The organism is Psychrobacter sp. H25 (genome assembly GCF_059076335.1).
On record NZ_JCACRV010000001.1, the window covers coordinates 1,309,864 to 1,330,406 of the forward strand.

The window sequence follows — 20,543 nt, forward strand, 5'->3', positions numbered from 1 at the left end:
TAACATAAGTTAGCTAATAGTAACGAACGTTCTTATTGATTGATACAAAAAGCTATTTTAGCGTTACCTGCATTCATAATAGCTATTATTCTGATGATAACATATTGTTTTATACACCTTAATTACTCGTAACATTTGCAAAAATCTAATCAAAGCTATGTCAGAGTTACTATAATTTTTTGCTTAATCATGGCAGAGGTCATATCAGAAACAATTAATCTTTGCATATTGTTTGTAGAGATCATAGACAAAAGTTATTGTCAAATTAACAAGGCTTTAAAAAGTCCAATAATTATTTCAATTTATTAGTATAATATGTGCCGCTAAAGGCAAATATACTATATGCCTATTAGTTAGTAATAGAGATTACCTAGGCCAATGTCTAGAAGCTATAAACAGTCATACATTGAGAAATGTAAACCCACCGACTCAAGGACATCAAGATGAAAGATGAAAAATTACAGAAAGCACTAGCCCGTATGGGGCTTGGTTCACGCCGTCAAATGGAAGAAGTGATCAAAGCTGGTCGCGTCTCTGTCAATAACGGACCGGCAACCATTGGTGATCGCGTATCACAGGGTGATGAGATTCGCGTTGATGGTCGTCAGATCAAATATACTGCTGAAAACGAGAAGCGTCGCCGTGTATTGGCATACTATAAACCTGAAGGCGAAGTTTGCTCTGCAAAAGACCCAGAAGGTCGTCCAACTGTGTTTGAGCGCCTACCAAAACTGACTCATGATCGCTGGGTAATGGTTGGACGCTTGGATATCAACTCAACTGGTCTACTATTGTTTACCAATGATGGTGAAATGGCGCATCGTTTGATGCATCCTTCTAGTGAAGTGACTCGTGAATACGCGGTACGTGTATTGGGTGAAGTGACTCCTGATATCGCTCGCACATTGACCTCTGGTGTCATGTTAGAAGACGGTATGGCACAGTTTGATGATATCAAAGACGGTGGCGGTGAAGGTGTCAATAAGTGGTATCACGTTCAGTTAAAAGAAGGCCGTAATCGTGAAGTACGTCGTCTGTTTGAATCTCAAGGTCTAAAAGTCAGCCGCCTACTACGTACGCGCTATGGTACGATTGCTCTACCAAAAGAGCTACGTACTGGTCGTTTCTTAGAGCTCGACAAAAAAGAAATCAACACGTTAACGGACTTAGTAAGCTTACGCCCACGTTATGGTACGGGTCTGCATGGCGCAGCCAAAGAAAAGCAAGAACGTATCAGAAACAAGCCGCTTAAAGCACGCCGTACTACGGACAGCCGTAGTGATAACCGCAGCGGTAGCGACAACCGTAATAGCAGTGCAAAGCCTAAAAGTAGCGCTAGCCCTGCAAGCCGTGGTACACGTAATACTCGTGACCGCAATAACAAGCGCTAATCTAAGTTTTCTGTAAAACACTTATAGCGTTAGACGTGTTATAAAAAAGCTGCCAATGATATATAGTCATTGGCAGCTTTTTCTATATTTGTATGTCTGAGAGTTTGTCTATCTAACAGCTTTTTATACATGACTTTCAGACCCAGTATATAAAACATATGGATAATGATTTAATTATCGTGGCTGTCCATGTAACTATCCATAGCTTTTAAGTCCTGTAGATGTTGCGCCTCTATTTGCGCCATTAACATATCTAGACGCTGCTCGATATTGTCTAACATTTTTTGTAGCAATCTATTGGCTTCTATACTTTTTTCATCACTTGCGTGGTCAGTACTTGCATAAGTATTCATTAAATGGTGATGACTGGCCAGCATTTCAGGTAGCCGAGTTTGCAGTAGCTTGTTCAGCACAAATTGCTGCTCAGTCGCTGCTGGTACTTTACTCTGCGCTGATTGTGACTTCTGATATCTTTGATAGTAAGTGACTTTGTTATCTATATTCTGTAGTTGTCTTAGCTGCTGTTCAGATAGGCTTTTTAGATGCTTTTTATTTAGGCTTAGCTGTTGCCAACTTGTTGTAGCTAATGATAATGCGGCATTACTATCTTGATACATGAGCACACCTGGTGTGATACCAACTGCCTTGTGTAGCGCGTGCCAGCCTTTTTTGCCCAGATATAAGGCAGCGGCAGTTGCTACGATGCCAGTACCTATTAATATACTCATATACACTCGCTACTTATTAATCAATTCTGTATATCCCTACTCATCATTATCACTTACAGCTTGATATTGTCTACCGTTTCGCTTGTCTTAACGGTATTCTTTGATGCAACACTCTTTGACATAGGAGATTGAATCGTCTCTATATCTATATTGTCATTCAGCTCACTCAATGACTGCATCGTTGATTTCGCTTTTGGATTATCAAAGCGCGTCTGCAAATAACGATTGGTCGCAAGTAGCTTTTGTCCATCTTGATGGTACGACGCGTTTAGCAGATCATCGAACTGAACATCGATGGTTTTGAGCACATCTAGCAAGGCTTGTTTACCAGTAACGTCTGAGTGTTTGATTTTGGTAGTATCAGCGCGCGCGCCGTCTGCCCCATCTAAATCATGCAAGCGGCGATAGTCTGCGACTGCTTGCGGGATATGTCTGTCCATCAGATTCTGAATCATGATATAGGTTTCATTGATGGTGTCTTTATCGTCTATTTTTCCATCGTTATTGGTATCGCCATAAATCAAACGTAACTTTTTGCCCTTTTGATTGATTTGATCAAGTGCTGCTTTTACGTCAACTGGCAAGCTTTTTTCTGGAATATATCCCAATTGCGGCATCGCCGTATATTCGAGCATTTTGGGCGCTGTGACTTTTTTGATACCGCGATATCCTAGATATAACCCAGCGGCTGGCAGCACCCCGTATAGTACAAACATTACTAGCATGGCAGTCACTTGGGTCATCAGAGTATCCTTATGGTTCGGCAGAATGGTGTGGTAAATTTTTATTATGTTAGCCCATACGCTCAGCTAAGTAGCTTCAATATAGCCAGTCATATATAGGGCACTGCTTTTATTAAACAAAAAAATAAGGCTCTGTTAAAGCCCTATATTGTTATGTACTGAGTCGATTGTGTTTATCAGTTATGACTTGCTCACAGCAAACAAGAAAACCGTTAGCTTTGCGTACGGCTCTTGACATAACGATGTGTCGAGGCAAGGCGGTTTAGAACGGTTTGATGCAGCTCATCTAACAGCTCATCAAGCTCATAATCGATTTCTAAAAACAAATCAGTTAGCATATCGCCAGCAGTCATTTTACCTTGTGCCATGTTGTTCTTGGTGCGGTGCGGGCTAAATCGTTGTAGCTGCTCATAATGGTATAGCGCTTCGGGGATACTTTCGGATACGAGCTTGTCGATGACGAACTGGCGCTCATTATGTTGCTGCTGCTGTTGTTCGTTCAGCTCGCTACTCCACTCGCGATAGCGCTTTAGCTTACCATTGATACGGTCTAGTATCGCAACGGCTTCTATAGGCATGGCATTTAGGGTGGCCTCATCGACCACGTCAATAAGCTCAGTCATAATCGGACAACGTCCATGTTTGAGATACCACAAAGTATCTGGGTCAAAAGGCGGTCTGTTGGTTGGGCGCATTTGAGCATGATTGGCTAAATACCGATCAGTCAAAGGCGTTGCTGAATGAATATCGCTGACTTGCGCTAAAGCATGACATATACGATCTACCCGCTCAGGCGGTGTCAGAGCGGTACGCTCATGGCTTGCAGTACGTTCGGGGTTTAATGGAGTGCTGCTATTATTATGCTCATCGCTAGTATGATTGACATCATCTATATGATGACTGGCTCCTGACTGCTGCACGTTTTTGGCAGCGAGCGTTGGCAAATCATCTTGAGCTTGCCCAAATGTCTTTAGCATTCTTGTCAAACTGACTACCATGACGCGCTCTGCCCCTCATCTAATACATGCCTATTGTGCCTGTATTGTATACCTTCATTCAATAGCGTATCTTAACAGGTTTTTGCTGACCTGCCAGTACGCAAAGTGTCAACATTCTTACTCTCTGCACCGATGCTCTAAACGCTAAGCACCTTATTATTATGAATGCTCCCGATTATATTTCTGGTTTTCTGCTTGGGTTGTCGCTTATCTTGGCAATTGGCTCTCAAAATGCGTTTGTACTCAAACAAGGCATCAAACGTGAACATATCTTTTTTATCTGCCTGTTCTGCGCTATTAGTGATGCGCTACTGATCTCAGCAGGCGTCGCTGGGTTTGGTGCGGTAACGGCTCGCTATCCACATGCTGTCGATATAGCCAGACTGGCAGGCGCGCTATTTTTGCTGGTTTACGGCTTACAGAGCTTATATGCCAGTGTTAAACGATCGCATGCAATGACAGTCGATGGTCAAGTGGTGACCAGCTTAAAAAAAGCACTGCTTTTATGCTTTGGTTTCACTTGGCTAAATCCCCATGTCTACTTAGATACATTGGTGCTCGTTGGGATGGTTTCAACAGGTGCAAGTAGCAAGATGACTTTTGCCGCAGGGGCGGTTAGTGCGTCGTTCTTTTTCTTCTTTGCACTTGGTTATGGCGCACGCTTGCTGAGACCTCTATTTGCGAAGCCAAAAGCGTGGAATATACTCGATGCGTTGGTAGGATTGCTGATGCTGTATTTGGCTTGGCATTTATACCAGAGCTAAAGACAGGCTAGCCATTAGATATAGAGTGTTAGATTAAGAGGTCGTTATTTGTATCTGGCACGGCCTCTTAATTTAATTATTGGGGTTTTTTGTGGTTAAGATTGATACTAGAACTATAGTTGTTAGAATTATAGTTTCTATCAGAGATAAAGTAGATAGCCTACATTAAAGCAGGAAACAGGGTACGTAGGCCATTAACGATAATTTCGATAGAAACAGCCGCCAGTAGCATGCCCATGATTCGGCTCATAATATTTAGACCGGTATCACCCAATAAGCGGCTGATACGACCTGCTGCCATCAATGCCAAATAACAAAACAAACTGATAAACAGTCCAGCGATCAATATGGCAGACACTTGCAACATGCCTGAGACTTGTGAAGAGTAAATAATAACCGTAGAGATACCACCAGGCCCAATCATCATTGGAATGGCGAGAGGTACCACGGCAGCTGCCATAGAAACGGGCGCATCTTTCACATGATCCACATCGAAGTTTTCTTGATCAGGTTTTACGGGGTTACCCTCTCCGTTCATCATATTTAGGGCAATCAAAAACACCAATATGCCGCCCGCCAATTGGAACGAGCCGATAGAAATACCAAGAGTTTTTAGTAAGGTCTCACCTGCAAGCGTGAAAAAGCTGATGGTGATAAAAATGGTCAAACAAGCAACGCGCGCAACTTTGCGGCGGTTGTTCATCGAATAGCCACGAGTCAAATCCAAAAATAACGTCAATGCGCTAAATGGATTGATCAACACCATAAAAGCTAGGATTATCTTGATAATTTCAGTATTCACTGAGCGCTCGCTTGTCTATTGATACCACTTGTGCAAAAAGATAAGGCCATCGTGCGAGTGCAACGATGACCAATAGGCAGATACAAACGGCATTGTAACATAGGCAGATAAGCGAATTAAATCATTAACTTTGCTCGATTACACGCTTGCTTTATGTTATTAAACAGTTTGTATCTACAGTGCGATATCACTAGTAGACAATCTATCTCCTACAATTCGCTAAGCGTTTGTATTATGCGCTAAAATCCAAGCCAATATCCAAAGCCGTAGTACTGTGTGTCAGATAACCCATCGCAATAAAGTCTACGCCTGTACTTGCGGCTGCCTCTACAGTCTCAGGCGTAATACCACCTGATGCTTCAGTCTTTGCACGTCCTTTACACATATCCACTGCTTGCGATAGCGTTTCAGGCGACATATTGTCTAGTAGCACCAAGCTCACACCAGCATCTAACGCCTGTTCTAACTGCTCTAATGTGTCTACTTCAACTTCAATGGGAATCAGATGCCCAGCAAAGTCTTGTGCCTGCTGAATGGCAGTTTTGATATCGCCTGCAATAGCGATATGATTGTCCTTGATTAAAATAGCATCATCCAACCCTAGGCGATGATTGCGACCACCGCCGCAGCGTACAGCATATTTTTGGACGATACGTAGACCTGGAATGGTCTTGCGTGTACAAGTAATCTGCGCCGGATATTGTGCCACGCTATCGACAATCTGACGGGTCGCTGTTGCAATACCACTAAGGTGCGTCATAAAGTTCAATGCCGTACGCTCAGCGGTGAGCAAATGACGCGCATTACCGCGTACCGTTGCTAGTACGGTACCAGCGGCGACGGTTTCGCCATCATGGGCGTGTGCCACAAACTCAATCTGCGTATCGACTGCTGCAAAAGACAAGCGAGCCAAATCCATACCACATATTACCCCTGCCTGCCGCGCTTTGATCTGTAGCTTCGCTTGCATATCAGCTGGGATAGTCGCTTGTGACGTGACATCACCGCGTCTCCCCAAATCCTCAGTCAAAGCATCTTTGACCAATGGCGTGAGCAATACTTCATCTAATGCTGGTTCTTTTTCAATTGTCATTTTTGACCCTCATATAGCCATGATAGTAATGGAAACCGCTAAGCATTTAAACTCAAAATGAGCATAAATATAGCGTAAAGCTGACCAACTGGCAAGGATAGGTAAAAAACTTATCGGTTCATCAAAAATTTTCAGAGTGGAATTTAGTACACTTTGAATTGAACACATGCCATGAACTATTTACGTTTAGGAAGTTTACTATCCATCAATAAACTCTGTAGTTCGATATCGTGACGGAAGCAATAGAGTTTGGCAGGGCGACCACGCTGCGCACTACTACTCTCCCCTGTCTCCATCACTAAATTCTGTGAATCTAGCAATCGACGGAAGTTTTGCTTATGCAAACGCATGCCTGATAGGGCCTCAACGCTCTGCTGTAATTGCGATAAGGTAAATACGTCTGGCATTAAACCAAAAATAAGTGGGCGGTATTCAATCTTAGCACGCAGTCTTGAGATCGCAGTGGCGATGACACGGCGATGATCATAGTACATGGGCACACCGATACGCTTTGACCAATCTTCTGGCAGCACGACTGCTTGATAATTAGGTGGATAATTGGGCGCTTCGGGTATTAGTCCTACCTCATAGAGCATCTCATAACGTAGCAGCACATGCTCTGCAATCCACTCTCGCTGCTGATGAGCGTCATCATTTACTGCTTGAGCATTGGTCAACTCACCACCTGCCAAAAACGACTCGCTTAGTCCCCAGCATAGTCCAATACGCTGATGTCGACGCTCTCGAACACTTGAGTCTTCAGCGGTATTGGCCCACTCCAAAAGCACAGGCACAATAAAATCCGTGATGATGCTTGGCATACCGTCTAGGTGATTCTCCCATGGGAAATAATCATACCAGTCTCGCCATAACGCTTGGCTTTGCAGCTCTTGCGTCTGTGTCTCTTGTACCAGACCTAAGTAACTGACATAGACCAGCGCATGGCCGTCGATGTTACGTCTATTGGTATCGACAAAGGTATATAGCTGCTCTAAATACCCAAGCGGCTGCTGTGTCTGCTCTTCCACCCACTGACGTACGCCTGCCTGTAACGAGCGGTGTAGCGGCATAAGAGGACCGTTTGGCAATAGCTTGCCTTGATCAACGGTCAGGACTCGAGCGATATGATCAGTAATAGCAACCAACACGGCGACAACTTCTGTCGTGCCGCTACCCTGCTGATGCGCATGTGAATAAGACAACGTCATAATGTTTAGGACTACCCTTTTTCTGAACTGCGGCGAGTAGACTACCAATAATAAGAATCTCTTACGCCTCAGTATAACGTGGATCCAGAATATTATAGCCTGAAACTGACACTATTATAGACCGCCGTTGTAAACATGGTGCATCAGCATCGTCTGGTAAAAGTCATCAAAAATATACGGGTTAGGAGCGCTTAATCAGCTGATGTATATCCGTCCGTATATAAAAAACACTTGTAATTATGCTCAAAATGAGCATAATTAAGTTAACTCAATCATTTTTTATTATAAATTATCTGAATTTTTGACACATACATTTATCATTATCGTACCAATAGAGGTCGCCATTATGAAAACTTATCCTTACGACGCACCCATTATGAGTACCGACAACCGTATCGCTACTAAAATGAATATCGACTATGCCAAAGCAAAAATGCCAGCTGACTTACCGCGTTCTGAGCGCATCGTGGTTGAAGAGAACATCAAGAAACTATTAAAGGAACATAACGCCGTACTGGTAGCGCATTATTATGTTGATCCTTTTATCCAAGACTTGGCGCTCGCAACAGGCGGCTGTGTTGGTGACTCGCTCGAGATGGCGCGTTTTGGTCAGGCCCATAGTGCCCAAACGCTCGTGGTCGCTGGAGTGCGCTTTATGGGCGAATCGGCAAAGATATTAAGTATGGAAAAAACGGTACTTATGCCAGATCTAGAGGCGGAATGCTCGCTAGATTTGGGCTGTCCTGCTGATGAGTTTTCGGCATTTTGTGACGCGCATCCTGAGCGTACGGTCGTTGTCTATGCCAATACCAGCGCCGCGGTGAAAGCTAGAGCTGACTGGGTAGTGACCTCCTCTGTCGGTATCGAAATTATCCGCCACCTGCATGCGCAAGGTGAGCCCATCATTTGGGGACCTGACCGGCATTTGGGCAAATACATTGCTCGTGAGACGGGCGCAGATATGTTGCTGTGGCAAGGTTCTTGCCTTGTACACAATGAATTTAAAGCTACCGAGCTTGAGCAATTAAAAGCAGAGCATCCAGAGGCCAAAGTACTGGTCCATCCTGAGTCACCTGATAGCGTGGTTGCACTCGCTGACGTGGTAGGCTCCACCAGTAAATTGTTAAAGTCAACTTACGAGATGGACGCTGATACCTTTATCGTTGCCACTGACTTAGGCATCTTGCATGAAATGCAAAAACGCTCACCAAACAAACGCTTTTTGGCAGCGCCTACTGCTGGTGAGAGTGCCAGCTGTAAGAGCTGTGCGTTTTGTCCTTGGATGGCGATGAACGGTCTAAAAGGTATCGAACAATGCCTAACTAATAACAGCGGTGAGGTGTTGATGACACCTGAGCTGGCAGTCGCCGCCAAAAAACCGTTGCAACGTATGCTTGATTTTGCTGAAGCACAAAAGCAAAACGTCGCTGCCAGTGGCGATATTGTCAAAGACCGTACACTGTTCGCTAATGTTGGAGCAGCATAATATGAATAAGCAGCACTCAGCCAACCATGCCAGCACTATTAAACCTGATAATAATGGGAGTAACAGTAACATGAACACGATTATAAAAACTGACGTCCTTGTTATTGGTGCTGGATTGGCAGGTTTGAGCACTGCACTATCCCTACCTACATCACTGCATGTTACCGTTTTGAGTAAAGCAGCACTTGAGGTTTGCTCAAGTCACTATGCTCAAGGTGGTATTGCCGCTAGCTTAGACAAAGATGACTCTGTCAGTGACCATATCGCCGATACCCTAGTGGCTGGTGCAGGACTATGCACGGCTGACAATACTGCCAGCATTTTGGGTGCTGGACAGCAGGCGGTTCAGTGGTTATGCGCGCAAGGCGTGCCTTTTACTCAGAACTCATCTAAAGCTTCGGATAACATAAACGCGCAGGACTTCTCTCAGTTACAGACCAGCGAGTTGCATTTAACAAAAGAAGGCGGGCATGGCTGTAGACGCGTCGCCCATGCAGATGATGCGACTGGCAGGCACGTGATGGACACCTTGATCCTAAAAGCACAGTCTGCGACTAATATTACTATATTGCCTTATCACGAGGCTCTAGAGTTACTCACATCGCCTATAGCTGATACTCAATACCTCGGTGGCTATGGTGCCAAGCACTGCCAAGGCGCACTTGTATTCGATCATAAACAGGCGCTTCAACTTACCTTTCAAAGTCGTACAGTCGTACTAGCCAGCGGTGGACTAGGTCAACTGTTTAAGCGGGCAAGCGCACCCAATGTCTGTGTCGGCGATGGCGTGATGATGGCGTGGCAAGCGGGCTGCCGTTTGGCGAATTTGGAGTTCATCCAGTTTCATCCAACTGGATTAGCACTGGGCGACAGTAGCTTTTTGATATCTGAAGCACTACGAGGAGAAGGTGGACGATTATACTGTCCGCAAACAGGCGTGCGTTTTATGCTGGATATAGACGCACGGGCGGAGTTAGCACCGCGAGACATCGTTGCTCGCGCGATAGCCACGCAGATTGATAGCAATGGACTTGGTTATGTACATCTTGATGTCAGTCACTTGCCCGCAGACTTCGTAAAAGCACATTTCCCGCAGATTTATAAGACCCTGCTGGCACATGGTATCGATATGACTACCGACCCTATCCCAGTTGCGCCAACGGCACATTATAGCTGTGGCGGTGTGGTGACTGATGCCAAAGGGTTAACGGATTTGCCAGGACTTTATGCGGCTGGTGAGGTGGCTTATACAGGACTGCATGGCGCCAACCGTTTGGCAAGCAACTCCCTACTAGAGTGTGTGGTAGTTGGCCGTAATATCGCAGCCAACCTACCGCATTATCTAGAGCGTTTAGACAACTTGCAGAACCTAGAAGACTTAACAAAAATGGCTACGTTCGATCGCGCATCATGTGATGAGTTAACACAATCATACCTTAGTGCATGGTCAGCGCCAGTGCTTAGGGATACGCAGTCTGTGATGCTGCCGGCATCTGTATCATCAGCATATCACTATGAGCTTACCCATGAATCGCTCACCCCTGATATTCACACTGATATTGCAACCATAACTACAGCATTAAAAACGCTGATGACTGCTAATATGGGTATCACTCGCAGCGCCGAGCAATTAGAGCAAGCGTTGCAACAAATACAAGAGTGGCAACATTGGAGTACAAAGTCAAAGGTGAGCCAGCTTGGCACAAATAATGCGAGTAGCCCTACTACTGCCAATGAGTTGTCATACTTTCAACTAGAAAGACAACTCACATTAGCAACCTTAATTATCCAGTCGGCCTATCAGCGCTTTGAGAGTCGCGGTGGTCATTACAGACAGGACTATCCAAACCTAGCGACTGCCCCTCTTACTAGCGTTGTGGAGCCACAGCATGACCTAGCTTATGATCAATTCAGTTATTTTGCGGGATCCACGCAGCCTCTTAAAAGCGATAACTGCCTGCCAGAGCATAGCTTGCCCAAACACTGTCTGCCTGAAAAAAGTCACGTGCTAGTAGAAATCGATTAAGCCAGTCCAAAAGACCATACTGAAAGGTATGGTCAATATGATTTTAGGGATGTATTTTCAGCATTATTTCGGTGTTATGGTACAATCGCAAGCTTGTCAAAAACACCCTGTTAAAATGCTGCGAGTTCCCTACAATGCAAAGCTTGATTACCCTCGTTTTGGTATTGATGCCAATGTTTATTGGCTTTGCCATTCCTGCCAACCCAACTCTGACCAGACTTGCCGATATGGGCTTGTCTTATTTGGTATATCTCATCTTGGCACTGATCGGCGTTGAACTGTCGCAGGTAGAAGGCTTAGGCAATCAAGTTGGCGAAATTGCCCTATATGTTACTGTTCTATCAATACTCACAATTGGTACGGGGCTTTTCGCACTGATGGTGTTTGACCATATACGACCGTGGCAGGCCAAAAAACCAAGCGTCAAATCTAAAGAACATCGTGTCAGTATTCGGGGCAGCCTATTACAGGTCGTCTGCGTGGTGATTGGGATGGTGATTGGCTTTTTCTTACCTGCTGATTATATGCCACCTGAAAACTCTATGACCGTCATGCTGATGATTTTGATTTTGTTGGTCGGTATTGGCTTAAAAGGCTCAGGCATTACCTTAAAAGAAGTCATGCTCAACAAACGCGGCGTCGAGATGAGCATTATCTTTACGCTGTCGGTGTTGGTTGGTGGGCTTGTGTTTGCCTTACTATTCACAGATGTGTCATGGACGAAAGGCTTGGCAATGGCGTCAGGGTTCGGTTGGTATTCGTTATCAGCGATTGTCATGACCGATGCTTACGGCGCGGTATGGGGCAGTGTCGCGCTATTTAATGATTTGGTACGCGAGTTCTTTGCGCTGCTATTCATTCCTGTATTTATGCGCAAATATCCTTCTGCTGCGGTAGGTCTCGGCGGTGCGACCAGCTTAGATTTTACCTTGCCTATTATTCAGCAATCTGGTGGTCTAAAGGTTGTACCACTGGCAATCAGTTTTGGCTTTTTGATTAATATTATCTCGCCCGTATTGATGGTGTTCTTTTCAGCGTTGGGATAGTTACTCATAATCAATTCTTATTCAAACGGATCACAATGTTTTGCGTATTTCCCATACTTTCTCTGATAAGAGATATAGTCTAAGTTCTTTAAGTCACTTACTTCACTACTTGCCATTAAAGTTACGCGGCGCTGTTTTGATTCAATATTTTTTAGATTGAGCGCTTTAAAATTAGGATCTATATAAGCGTTGTCGTTAACTAATAATTTATTTGAGCAGTCATAAGTATGGATACGCGCAGTAGCAATACCATGTTCTAATACCAACATATTTTTGACGATAAGCGCCCGATGACGAGGTAAGGACTCAAATCCAAAGTTTGCTAAAACATCCTCATCTATTTCACTTGATGCAACATGACCAAAAATAAACACTGTTGCTTCTGGATACTCACTGAGTTTTTCTTCAATTTTTCCAAACTCAATATCATAAATATTAGGTAACTGGCTGCTCATAGATGGAAAAAATCCACTAAACTCCATTTCAAGTGCTTCACCTCCCTCAATTACTACTGTACAACCTTTCACATCGACTACCGTATGTTTTGACGTTTCAGGACACTCGTCTATATCATCAAGTACGCCATCCCCATCTGAATCCGGGATGTCTGGTACTAACGTAATAGGCGGTTCTTCAATACTTTGATTGAGCGCAGTGCTTTTTAACGGCGTCTGACAACCTGTCAGTATCAATACACTTATCAAACCTGTCGCTATCATCGATAATTTAATATTCATACCTTACTCATCCCTAAGTCAAATCCTAAACCCCACTCGCCTGCTTCGCAAACAAGCGCATCAATGGCTTGATTTTGCCGACGCGGTACATGCCTTCATTACGGATCTGCTGTACAGGGCGCACTTGGGCAAGCGACCCTGCAAACAACCAGTTGAGTGCCGAGAAGCTATGCATCATCAGGCTATTATGCGGACGACGCGAACGTTCATAATGACGCAGTGTTTGGTTGCTGCCCCACAGCGTGCCACCACTACGGGTAAAGTCATGCGCTAGCTGCTCACACAATACTTTTACATCGAGCATACCGAGGTTCAACCCTTGGCCTGCCAGTGGATGTACGCCATGAGCGGCATCGCCAATGAGTACCAAGTTATCAGCCACATAACTCTTTGCTTGCTGTGCTGCTAAAGGAAAACTAGCAATGGACTCAATCTGCGTGATAGCACCCAGCTCGTAATGGCTCGCAGCCGCAAGTTTGTCCGCGATAAAGCGGTCGTCTTCTGCTATCAATGCCAATGCCTGATTGCGCGGCAATGTCCATACGATCGATTGCCAATGTTGCGGGTTTGATTTATCAGTCTCAGTGATATCCGCTAACGGCAAGAGCGCTAGCGTGCCAGTCGGCAACATGGCTTGACGAGCAGTCGCTTGATGTGGCTTTTCGGTCTGAATCGCACAGCAAATCGCGGTTTGATTATAATCAAGCGTATCGACCCCAATCCCTGCTTGCTGGCGGACAAATGAGCCACGCCCATCAGCCCCAACCAAGAGACGCGCATCAATCGCTGTACCATTATCTAACGTCACACGGTAGCCTTGCTGCGCACCTAGCCAGTCCATATTGACAACTTTGTGCCCAGCGATAACCGTCAGATACTCGCTGATATCCGCTTCATGCAAACGCTGCCATAAGGCGTGTTCAATAACCGCGGGCTCCACCATACTACCGAGTATCTCAGGCGCAGCGCTTTGGTCATGGCTATTACCAAATAATAGCTCGCCCATGCCGTTCAACTGCCAGACCTGCATCTGTGAGTAATCCGCTTTACGCTTGGAGATGGCAATGTGTTGCCACGCGCCAATCTCTTTGAGCAGGTTAATACTCGCCAGACTGAGCGCATAGACACGCGCGTCACGTTTGCTCAGCACCGCTTGCCACGCTGACTCATCGCGCGCAGGACAGGCATCAACCAAGGTCACTGGCATTTTATCCTGTGCTAGCTTTAGCGCAAGCGTCGCGCCAACGATACCGCCACCGATAATTAGGGTATGATTGTTTCTCATAAGGTGTCTCTCAATATTGCTCGATATTAGAATGCTTATTATCAGTCTCAATTACATATAGTTGATTCAGTTCAAAAGAGAGACAAGGCAACCGAGTGCAGATGTATAGGCAATACTTCAAGCGAGGTTAACGCTGTCACTCTTTTAAAGAGGATTAACTATAGCGCTATGACTTTAAACCCATCGCGTAGGTCGCAATCAATGGCTTGATATTTGGCAATTTATCAAAGGCCAACAATGCCATATTTCGTGCCAGCTTAATAGCTAAATTGGGATGGGTAAAGCCATGTACTACGGCATCACAAAAGCGAATCACTCGTTTTTGATCGGTCTGACGTGCTTTTTCATAACGCTGTAGTAATTGTGCATTACCGATGTCTTCGCCTTTGAGCACTTGTGAACTCATCATTTGCGCCAATACATGGGCATCTCGCATACACAAATTGAACCCTTGACCCGCGACAGGATGCAAAGTGTGAGCGGCATTGCCCATAATCACGCAGCGACCCTCGACTTGCTTGTCTGCTAATACGCGAGACAATGGATACGCGCCGCGGCGACCAGCAGCGACAAACGTGCCCGCGCGCTGCCCAAATGCCTGCTGTAACGTCTGCAAGAAATGCGCATCGTCTTCTAGATATTTGTTTTCTTCGCCTGTTGGACATACCCATACCACAGATCGTCTATAGCCTTGTTGATATCCGTCATTGCCATCGCCCTCTGGATCCGTCAGCGGCAGTACAGCCAGTGGACCTGCTGGGCTAAAACGCTCAATTGCGACATGCTCGTGCGGCTTATCCGTCTCTACCACGCCAACGATAGCCGTTTGCTGATAGTCATAGGTCGTGGTGCCAATATTCAATAGTGGACGTACCGTAGAATCTCGTCCATCACAAGCGACTAATACGCTGGCTTGTAGTTGCTGCTCGTGTTCCGCATTGCTTTCATCACTAAAGCTCAGCGTCACACCATCTACTTGTTGGGTTACTGCATTGACACTGGCATTATCAATCAAAGTAACGAGTGGCGACTGCTGCGCGGCTAATAAAAGCTTACGTCCAAGCCACGCGTTCTCAATCACTTGTCCAAAAGACTCTACTTTCTCTTCCGCTTTATTCAGCTGCGCGCGACCAAAGCTACCTTGCTCACTAATTTGCACGCTATCAATTCGGCACGCATGGCTTTGCAGGTCATCCCACAGTCCAATCTCTTGATAGATCTGTACCGTGCGTCGTGACAACGCTGTATTGCGACTGTCCAAATAATGACTGCGCGTACGGTCATCGGTCGGACTGATCGTTGGATAGCAGTTTTTTTCTAGTAATGTGCTAGCGATGCCGTGATTCGCCAATAGTAAGGCAAAGGACAGACCCACGTGACCGCCACCAACGATAAGCACTTGCTGCTCGGTAATTGCCTTCTTGTTATTAGACCCGTTTTTAGAATTAGATAAATGTGAATCAGTCTCTTGCATCGTTATTGTTCCTATTATAATTTTTGAGCTTGCCTATCTTTAGTGATTGATAGCCGTTTTATTGGATAACCTTTATCTGATAAAGGCCGCTTTTGACTCAATCGTAAAGCGCTGTAATATCGTTCATAGATTACCACAGATTCTTTATTATGCCGTGAGCTAAACCGTAGACAAATCGTTTATCTACTCCCCTCAAGCACAAGGTTTATAATCACAAAAAAAAGATCCATAAAGCCAAAGAAACCTAGATTAATCTGTACTTTGGTTCAACCTAAAACAGTTGATAAAGGTTGCCTGTACCGATATTGCAATCCACATACAAAAACAACGCTATCTACTCAATGTATGGCTTGAATTTTAAAAATTCTCTACCATAATGAAGGCAAGACTTTTATTTATTATTTTCCACAACATCAATAACAAAATTACCGTTACCCTGACCATCTAAAAACCATTTGTCATTTGAAACACTTATCACTTAAAACACAACAACGCTACTAACTATTTTATCTCTGAAACCCGTGACGCATGCAACGCTAGACTATAGCGCCGGGCACACAATACAAGGATAATCGCTTGACTGATACCATGAGCCGCCGTATAAAGTTTGAATCTCTAACGCCAGCACAGCTCAAAACCGTGCTAGGTGAATACAATAACCACATGAAATATATTCAAGAACGCCTCGATATCAAAATCATGCAACGCCAAGGTGATTTTTGTTTGAGTGGCGATGTGACCGCTGTTGAACGCGGTGAGCGTATCATCTACAAAATGGTAGATGAAGCCCAAAACACTAAAGATATCAGCGCAGAAGAGCTGCACCTGATGATCCAATCGAGCATCTCACGCGATGAAGATATGGATAATGAGGACGATGATAATGATATCGAAGATGGAGACGATTTAGATGAGGCAAGCGAGTTTACGCCCATCAGCTTACGCACACGTAAAGGCCGTATCATTCCGCGCGGTGGCAACCAGCAGCGCTATGTAAAAAACGTCTTGAGCTCTGATGTGTCGTTCGGTATCGGGCCTGCTGGTACTGGTAAGACCTATCTTGCGGTCGCTTGTGCGGTGGATATGATTGAGCGCAACGAGATCGAGCGTATCTTGCTCGTACGCCCAGCCGTAGAAGCCGGTGAAAAATTGGGTTTCTTGCCAGGTGATTTGACGCAAAAGATTGATCCGTATTTGCGCCCGTTATATGACGCGCTTTATGAGATGATAGGTTTTGAGAAAGTCGGTAAAATGATCGAGCGTCAAATTATCGAGATCGCGCCGCTCGCCTATATGCGTGGTCGTACGCTCAATAACTCATTTGTCATTTTGGATGAAGCACAGAACACAACGCCTGAACAGATGAAAATGTTTTTGACGCGTCTCGGCTTTGGCTCACGTGCGGTGATTACTGGTGACATCACTCAGGTCGATTTGCCACGCGGTCATAAATCAGGTTTGGCACAAGCGATGGATATCTTAAAAGACATCGAAGAGATTCATATCACCAAGTTTGACTCAAAAGATGTAGTACGCCATCAGTTGGTACAACAGATCGTTGAAGCTTATGACGTGTTCGATGAAGAGCAAATGGCTCTAGAAGAAAAGCGTAAGTTTGAACGTATCAAGGAGCAAGAGCGTAGACAAGCTGTGGCTAACGTGGCTGCCAAACTATAAAGATATTTTTCAAAAGCTTGTTTTGAACAAAGACCGGATTACTCAGGGTAGTCCGGTTTTTTCTTACCATGCATTACTTAATTTTGTATAGGTTTAGCCTGCTCTAAATGTAGTCTCACTTTTTAACCATTGCCTGCTCACAACTTAGCGGTAGTCGCCTTCATGGTGTGGTCAATAATAAGCCAATTAGATGAGTAAAGCACTAACTAACGCGTCTCTCTAGCAATATTGCTATTTCAGATGCCACTATCTTGAATAGCACTATCTTGAATAGCACTATATTTAAAATATCGTCTAAAATATAGTGCAGCTGTTTACATGCGACCATATACAATAAAAAGGATAATGATATGAGCCAATCTGACAATACTAATATTGATGGTGCCAATGTTGATAACATCTATATCGATGATACTGATATTGCTAGTAATGCTATGAGTCATGATGCGGAACTCGCAGCACTTGATATCAATGCAGCCGATAGCATCAGTGATGAGGTATTGGATACGTTTTATGATCGTACTCATTTACTGTCTGTGATGAAAGCAGCTTTGGATTATATCGATGAGCGTGTCGGTAAAGGTCTGACGTTACCTTATTTTTCGGATATAGATACCGAGCTGTGGCAAGAAAAATCTAAAGCATTGGACTTATATATTACTGATGATATTGAGGGACGCGCTCTAAATTTAGAAGCACGTGGTAAAGACTACGCGACCAATATTTTGTCTTATCCAAGTGAGTTGCCTGCTGCTATTATACAATTAATGCCAACGTTGCCTCTTGGTGAGCTTATTATCTGTCATGAAGTAATGGTGCGTGAGGCGCAAGAGCAAGACAAAACCCTAGCACAGCATATTAGCCATTTATTGGTGCACGGTATACTGCATTTGCTAGGGTTTGATCATGAGCTTGGACAGGCTGAGCAAGATGAGATGGAATACTTTGAAATTGAGATTTTGGCAGGTCTAAACCTACCAAATCCGTATATCTAACACAGCTGTTTTTATCAATTAGTCTTTAGCCCAGTTAGTCTTTAGATAGTGGTAGCTTTTGTGCTTGACCCATTTGATTGATCATATGGTCCAAACCTTTGACATGGACGCTACGCTGCGGGAATGGAATTTCAATCTTTTCATCATCTAGTGCGTGCTTGAATTGTTCAAGCAATTGGCACTGCATCGACCACCAGTCATCGTTGGTGGTCCAGACGTTCAGTGTCAAATCAACTGAGTTGTCACCCAAGTTGGTCACTCGTACAATGGGCTCAGGGTCGGTAAAAGACAGCGGGTTGTTTCTGGCTAGGCTTAGCATCAGATCTTTGGCTGTTTTGATATCAGCATCATAGCCAATACCAACTGTGATATCGACACGGCGATTGGGCAATGCAGTATAGTTCACTACTGGTGATGTTGTGATGTCACTATTTGGGATAATGATATCGTGATTATTGATCGTCGTTAGATGAGTATTGACCAAGCTAATCTCTGTCACTGTACCCGTATAGCTACTGATCTGCACATAATCACCGCGCACAAACGGTCGAAACGTCACAATCATAATCCCAGCAGCGAAGTTTGACAGCTGATCCTTTAATGACAGACCAACGGCAACCGCAGCACCACCCAAAATAGCAACGACCGATGTGGTTTGCACGCCAACTTTGCTGAGGGCAGCTAAGACCACCACGACTAGTAGCAAACCGTATAGAAGACGACTCAAAAAGCTGGCGACCGTCGCGTCCAGATGGCTGCGCGCCATTAGACGATCAGAAAACGCGACTGCCTTTTTGGCAAGCCAACGTCCCACAATGAATATAATTATTGCTAAAGCAACCTTAATGACAATTTCTAAGGCATGGCTGGTGAGTTCGGCAATATCTATGGTAAAACCTAAAAATTCCATACTGACTCTTTATTTTATAGCGGTGTGTTATAAATTTGGGTATTTGTTACTGGCAATAATCTTATTTGCAATGATCATCGTTAAACGGCGATTTTGGTCAAACAATGATTTTCGCCAAGCAGTGATTTCTACCAAAATAGTATGACGCATTCATTGCTACTCTATGTTCGCTTAACGTTTTACTTACTTTCTCTAGCGTTAGTACGTGACGTCCACTGTGTCACTATAGCGATAAGTACGTATCAGACGCAGCTCAACGATATCACGCATATCTTTGGTAAATGGTCCAAAGGGTGCTGCCTGCCTGACTGATTGCTTGGCTGCTTCATCTAGTATCGTCGAGTTTGAGCTTTCAAGCAGGCGAATAGCCTTAATATTGCCATTACTACTGATGATAACCATCAGCCGTACTTCACCTGTGATACCTTGCGCCCGCGCTTGCACAGGATAGTGCAAGTTACCGACGCGCTCGACGTGTTCACGAAAAGTATTGATATAATCTGCTGCCGCTCCGCGCTTGGTCGAGTTACTATCCATCGTTACCACTTTGGACTTGGTCGCATAAACTTGCTGACGCTGAGACAACTGTGCCTCCAAGGTAGCAATTTGTTTACGCAGACGCTCCTCTTGTGCTATTAGGTCGTCTTGTGCTTGTTTACTGTCATTATCCGACTCTACACTCGCTTGCCGCCAACTCAACGTGGTGCGCAGATAGCTCTCTTGATAGCGCTGCTGTCGTACTTGACGCTGTAAATTGATGACGTCTTTCGTCTCGCTCATTTGCGCAGCAGACAGTGGACTTATTTGGTCATTCTCTTGTCTGAGCTGCTCCTCTACGGTGCCGCCCCCTACTTGTGAGGCATTGGCAATAAATTGAGCATCCTCATTTGGTTGCATATTATCGGTCAAGGCCTTTGCGACATCTTGCATCATCGCTGCAGGGTCTTTACCCATTGAAAAGCTGATACCAAAAATAATCAATACGTGTATAGCGACCGCAATAACGACTGCAATAGGTAAGCTCATATCACGCTTTAGAGGTTGCGCTGAAAAATGGTAGCTTTGTGAGTCTTTGATGTAGGCCACAGTAGGTCTCAGCTTATGGACGCCGTGTATCAGCAACCGCACTTCGCAATGAGTACGATACGAGCACTATAACGACAGGCACGATATATGTTGG

The 20,543-nt window shown here is 44.7% G+C and carries 18 protein-coding genes; 7 read left to right on the forward strand and 11 right to left on the reverse strand.

All coding sequences use genetic code 11. The features are described 5' to 3' along the window. Positions 1 to 443: 443 nt before the first annotated feature. On the forward strand, positions 444 to 1,391 hold the full coding sequence (rluB, locus tag AC5JPO_RS05100) for a 23S rRNA pseudouridine(2605) synthase RluB (RefSeq protein WP_319049937.1): 948 nt from the start codon (positions 444 to 446) through the stop codon (positions 1,389 to 1,391). Between the two features lie 170 nt (positions 1,392 to 1,561). Here rluB and AC5JPO_RS05105 read toward each other — a convergent pair whose 3' ends face one another. From AC5JPO_RS05105 to AC5JPO_RS05115, 3 genes are all read right to left on the reverse strand, one after another. Further along, entirely contained in the window at positions 1,562 to 2,119 is a 558-nt protein-coding gene (locus AC5JPO_RS05105; RefSeq protein ID WP_493853447.1) for a hypothetical protein, read from the reverse strand. 53 nt (positions 2,120 to 2,172) lie between these two features. Beyond that, a complete protein-coding gene (locus tag AC5JPO_RS05110) occupies positions 2,173 to 2,862 on the reverse strand; it encodes a hypothetical protein (protein ID WP_493853448.1) in 690 nt (229 codons plus the stop codon). Positions 2,863 to 3,074: 212 nt separating this feature from the next. Further along, positions 3,075 to 3,839 (reverse strand): hypothetical protein, encoded by a 765-nt coding sequence (locus AC5JPO_RS05115; RefSeq protein WP_493854009.1) that lies wholly within the window; start codon positions 3,837 to 3,839, stop codon positions 3,075 to 3,077. 182 nt (positions 3,840 to 4,021) lie between these two features. Here AC5JPO_RS05115 and AC5JPO_RS05120 point away from each other — a divergent pair, with 182 nt between their 5' ends. Further along, the gene (locus AC5JPO_RS05120; protein WP_319049934.1) at positions 4,022 to 4,624 is read left to right on the forward strand and encodes a LysE/ArgO family amino acid transporter; all 603 of its coding nucleotides are present in this window, start codon (positions 4,022 to 4,024) and stop codon (positions 4,622 to 4,624) included. A gap of 160 nt (positions 4,625 to 4,784) precedes the next feature. Here the strand turns inward: AC5JPO_RS05120 and AC5JPO_RS05125 are convergent, their stop codons facing one another. The 3 genes from AC5JPO_RS05125 to AC5JPO_RS05135 all read right to left on the reverse strand — a co-directional run bounded on the left by AC5JPO_RS05125 (position 4,785) and on the right by AC5JPO_RS05135 (position 7,727). Beyond that, on the reverse strand, positions 4,785 to 5,426 hold the full coding sequence (locus tag AC5JPO_RS05125) for a MarC family protein (RefSeq protein ID WP_493853449.1): 642 nt from the start codon (positions 5,424 to 5,426) through the stop codon (positions 4,785 to 4,787). A gap of 232 nt (positions 5,427 to 5,658) precedes the next feature. Beyond that, entirely contained in the window at positions 5,659 to 6,519 is an 861-nt protein-coding gene (gene nadC / locus AC5JPO_RS05130; RefSeq protein WP_493853450.1) for a carboxylating nicotinate-nucleotide diphosphorylase, read from the reverse strand. A 176-nt stretch (positions 6,520 to 6,695) separates the two neighbouring features. After that, positions 6,696 to 7,727, reverse strand: coding sequence for an NUDIX hydrolase (locus tag AC5JPO_RS05135; protein ID WP_493853451.1), 1,032 nt, complete (start codon positions 7,725 to 7,727; stop codon positions 6,696 to 6,698). Positions 7,728 to 8,073: 346 nt separating this feature from the next. On the opposite strand from AC5JPO_RS05135, the gene nadA reads away from it, so the two are divergent. The 3 genes from nadA to AC5JPO_RS05150 all read left to right on the forward strand — a co-directional run bounded on the left by nadA (position 8,074) and on the right by AC5JPO_RS05150 (position 12,285). After that, positions 8,074 to 9,213 carry a quinolinate synthase NadA gene (gene nadA, locus AC5JPO_RS05140; protein WP_493853452.1) on the forward strand — a complete coding sequence of 380 codons (1,140 nt, stop codon included), beginning with the start codon at positions 8,074 to 8,076 and terminating at the stop codon, positions 9,211 to 9,213. A gap of 70 nt (positions 9,214 to 9,283) precedes the next feature. Then, the gene (nadB, locus tag AC5JPO_RS05145; RefSeq protein ID WP_493854010.1) at positions 9,284 to 11,239 is read left to right on the forward strand and encodes an L-aspartate oxidase; all 1,956 of its coding nucleotides are present in this window, start codon (positions 9,284 to 9,286) and stop codon (positions 11,237 to 11,239) included. Positions 11,240 to 11,373: 134 nt separating this feature from the next. Then, positions 11,374 to 12,285, forward strand: coding sequence for a LysO family transporter (locus AC5JPO_RS05150; RefSeq protein WP_443524754.1), 912 nt, complete (start codon positions 11,374 to 11,376; stop codon positions 12,283 to 12,285). 17 nt (positions 12,286 to 12,302) lie between these two features. Here the strand turns inward: AC5JPO_RS05150 and AC5JPO_RS05155 are convergent, their stop codons facing one another. The 3 genes from AC5JPO_RS05155 to AC5JPO_RS05165 all read right to left on the reverse strand — a co-directional run bounded on the left by AC5JPO_RS05155 (position 12,303) and on the right by AC5JPO_RS05165 (position 15,781). Then, positions 12,303 to 13,022, reverse strand: a complete 720-nt coding sequence (locus AC5JPO_RS05155) for a hypothetical protein (RefSeq protein ID WP_493853453.1) — start codon at positions 13,020 to 13,022, stop codon at positions 12,303 to 12,305. Positions 13,023 to 13,047: 25 nt separating this feature from the next. Continuing rightward, entirely contained in the window at positions 13,048 to 14,307 is a 1,260-nt protein-coding gene (locus AC5JPO_RS05160; protein WP_443524756.1) for an FAD-dependent monooxygenase, read from the reverse strand. Between the two features lie 166 nt (positions 14,308 to 14,473). Then, a complete protein-coding gene (locus tag AC5JPO_RS05165) occupies positions 14,474 to 15,781 on the reverse strand; it encodes a UbiH/UbiF/VisC/COQ6 family ubiquinone biosynthesis hydroxylase (RefSeq protein WP_443524757.1) in 1,308 nt (435 codons plus the stop codon). A gap of 588 nt (positions 15,782 to 16,369) precedes the next feature. Between AC5JPO_RS05165 and AC5JPO_RS05170 the strand changes: the two genes are divergently transcribed. After that, positions 16,370 to 17,458, forward strand: a complete 1,089-nt coding sequence (locus tag AC5JPO_RS05170; protein ID WP_443524845.1) for a PhoH family protein — start codon at positions 16,370 to 16,372, stop codon at positions 17,456 to 17,458. A gap of 350 nt (positions 17,459 to 17,808) precedes the next feature. Continuing rightward, entirely contained in the window at positions 17,809 to 18,453 is a 645-nt protein-coding gene (ybeY, locus tag AC5JPO_RS05175; protein WP_493853454.1) for an rRNA maturation RNase YbeY, read from the forward strand. 34 nt (positions 18,454 to 18,487) lie between these two features. Here the strand turns inward: ybeY and AC5JPO_RS05180 are convergent, their stop codons facing one another. Both AC5JPO_RS05180 and AC5JPO_RS05185 read right to left on the reverse strand, forming a co-directional pair. Further along, positions 18,488 to 19,363: a mechanosensitive ion channel family protein gene (locus AC5JPO_RS05180; protein ID WP_493853455.1), complete on the reverse strand. Its 876-nt coding sequence runs from the start codon at positions 19,361 to 19,363 to the stop codon at positions 18,488 to 18,490. A 198-nt stretch (positions 19,364 to 19,561) separates the two neighbouring features. Then, on the reverse strand, positions 19,562 to 20,389 hold the full coding sequence (locus tag AC5JPO_RS05185) for an energy transducer TonB (protein ID WP_493853456.1): 828 nt from the start codon (positions 20,387 to 20,389) through the stop codon (positions 19,562 to 19,564). Between the last annotated feature and the right edge of the window lie 154 nt (positions 20,390 to 20,543).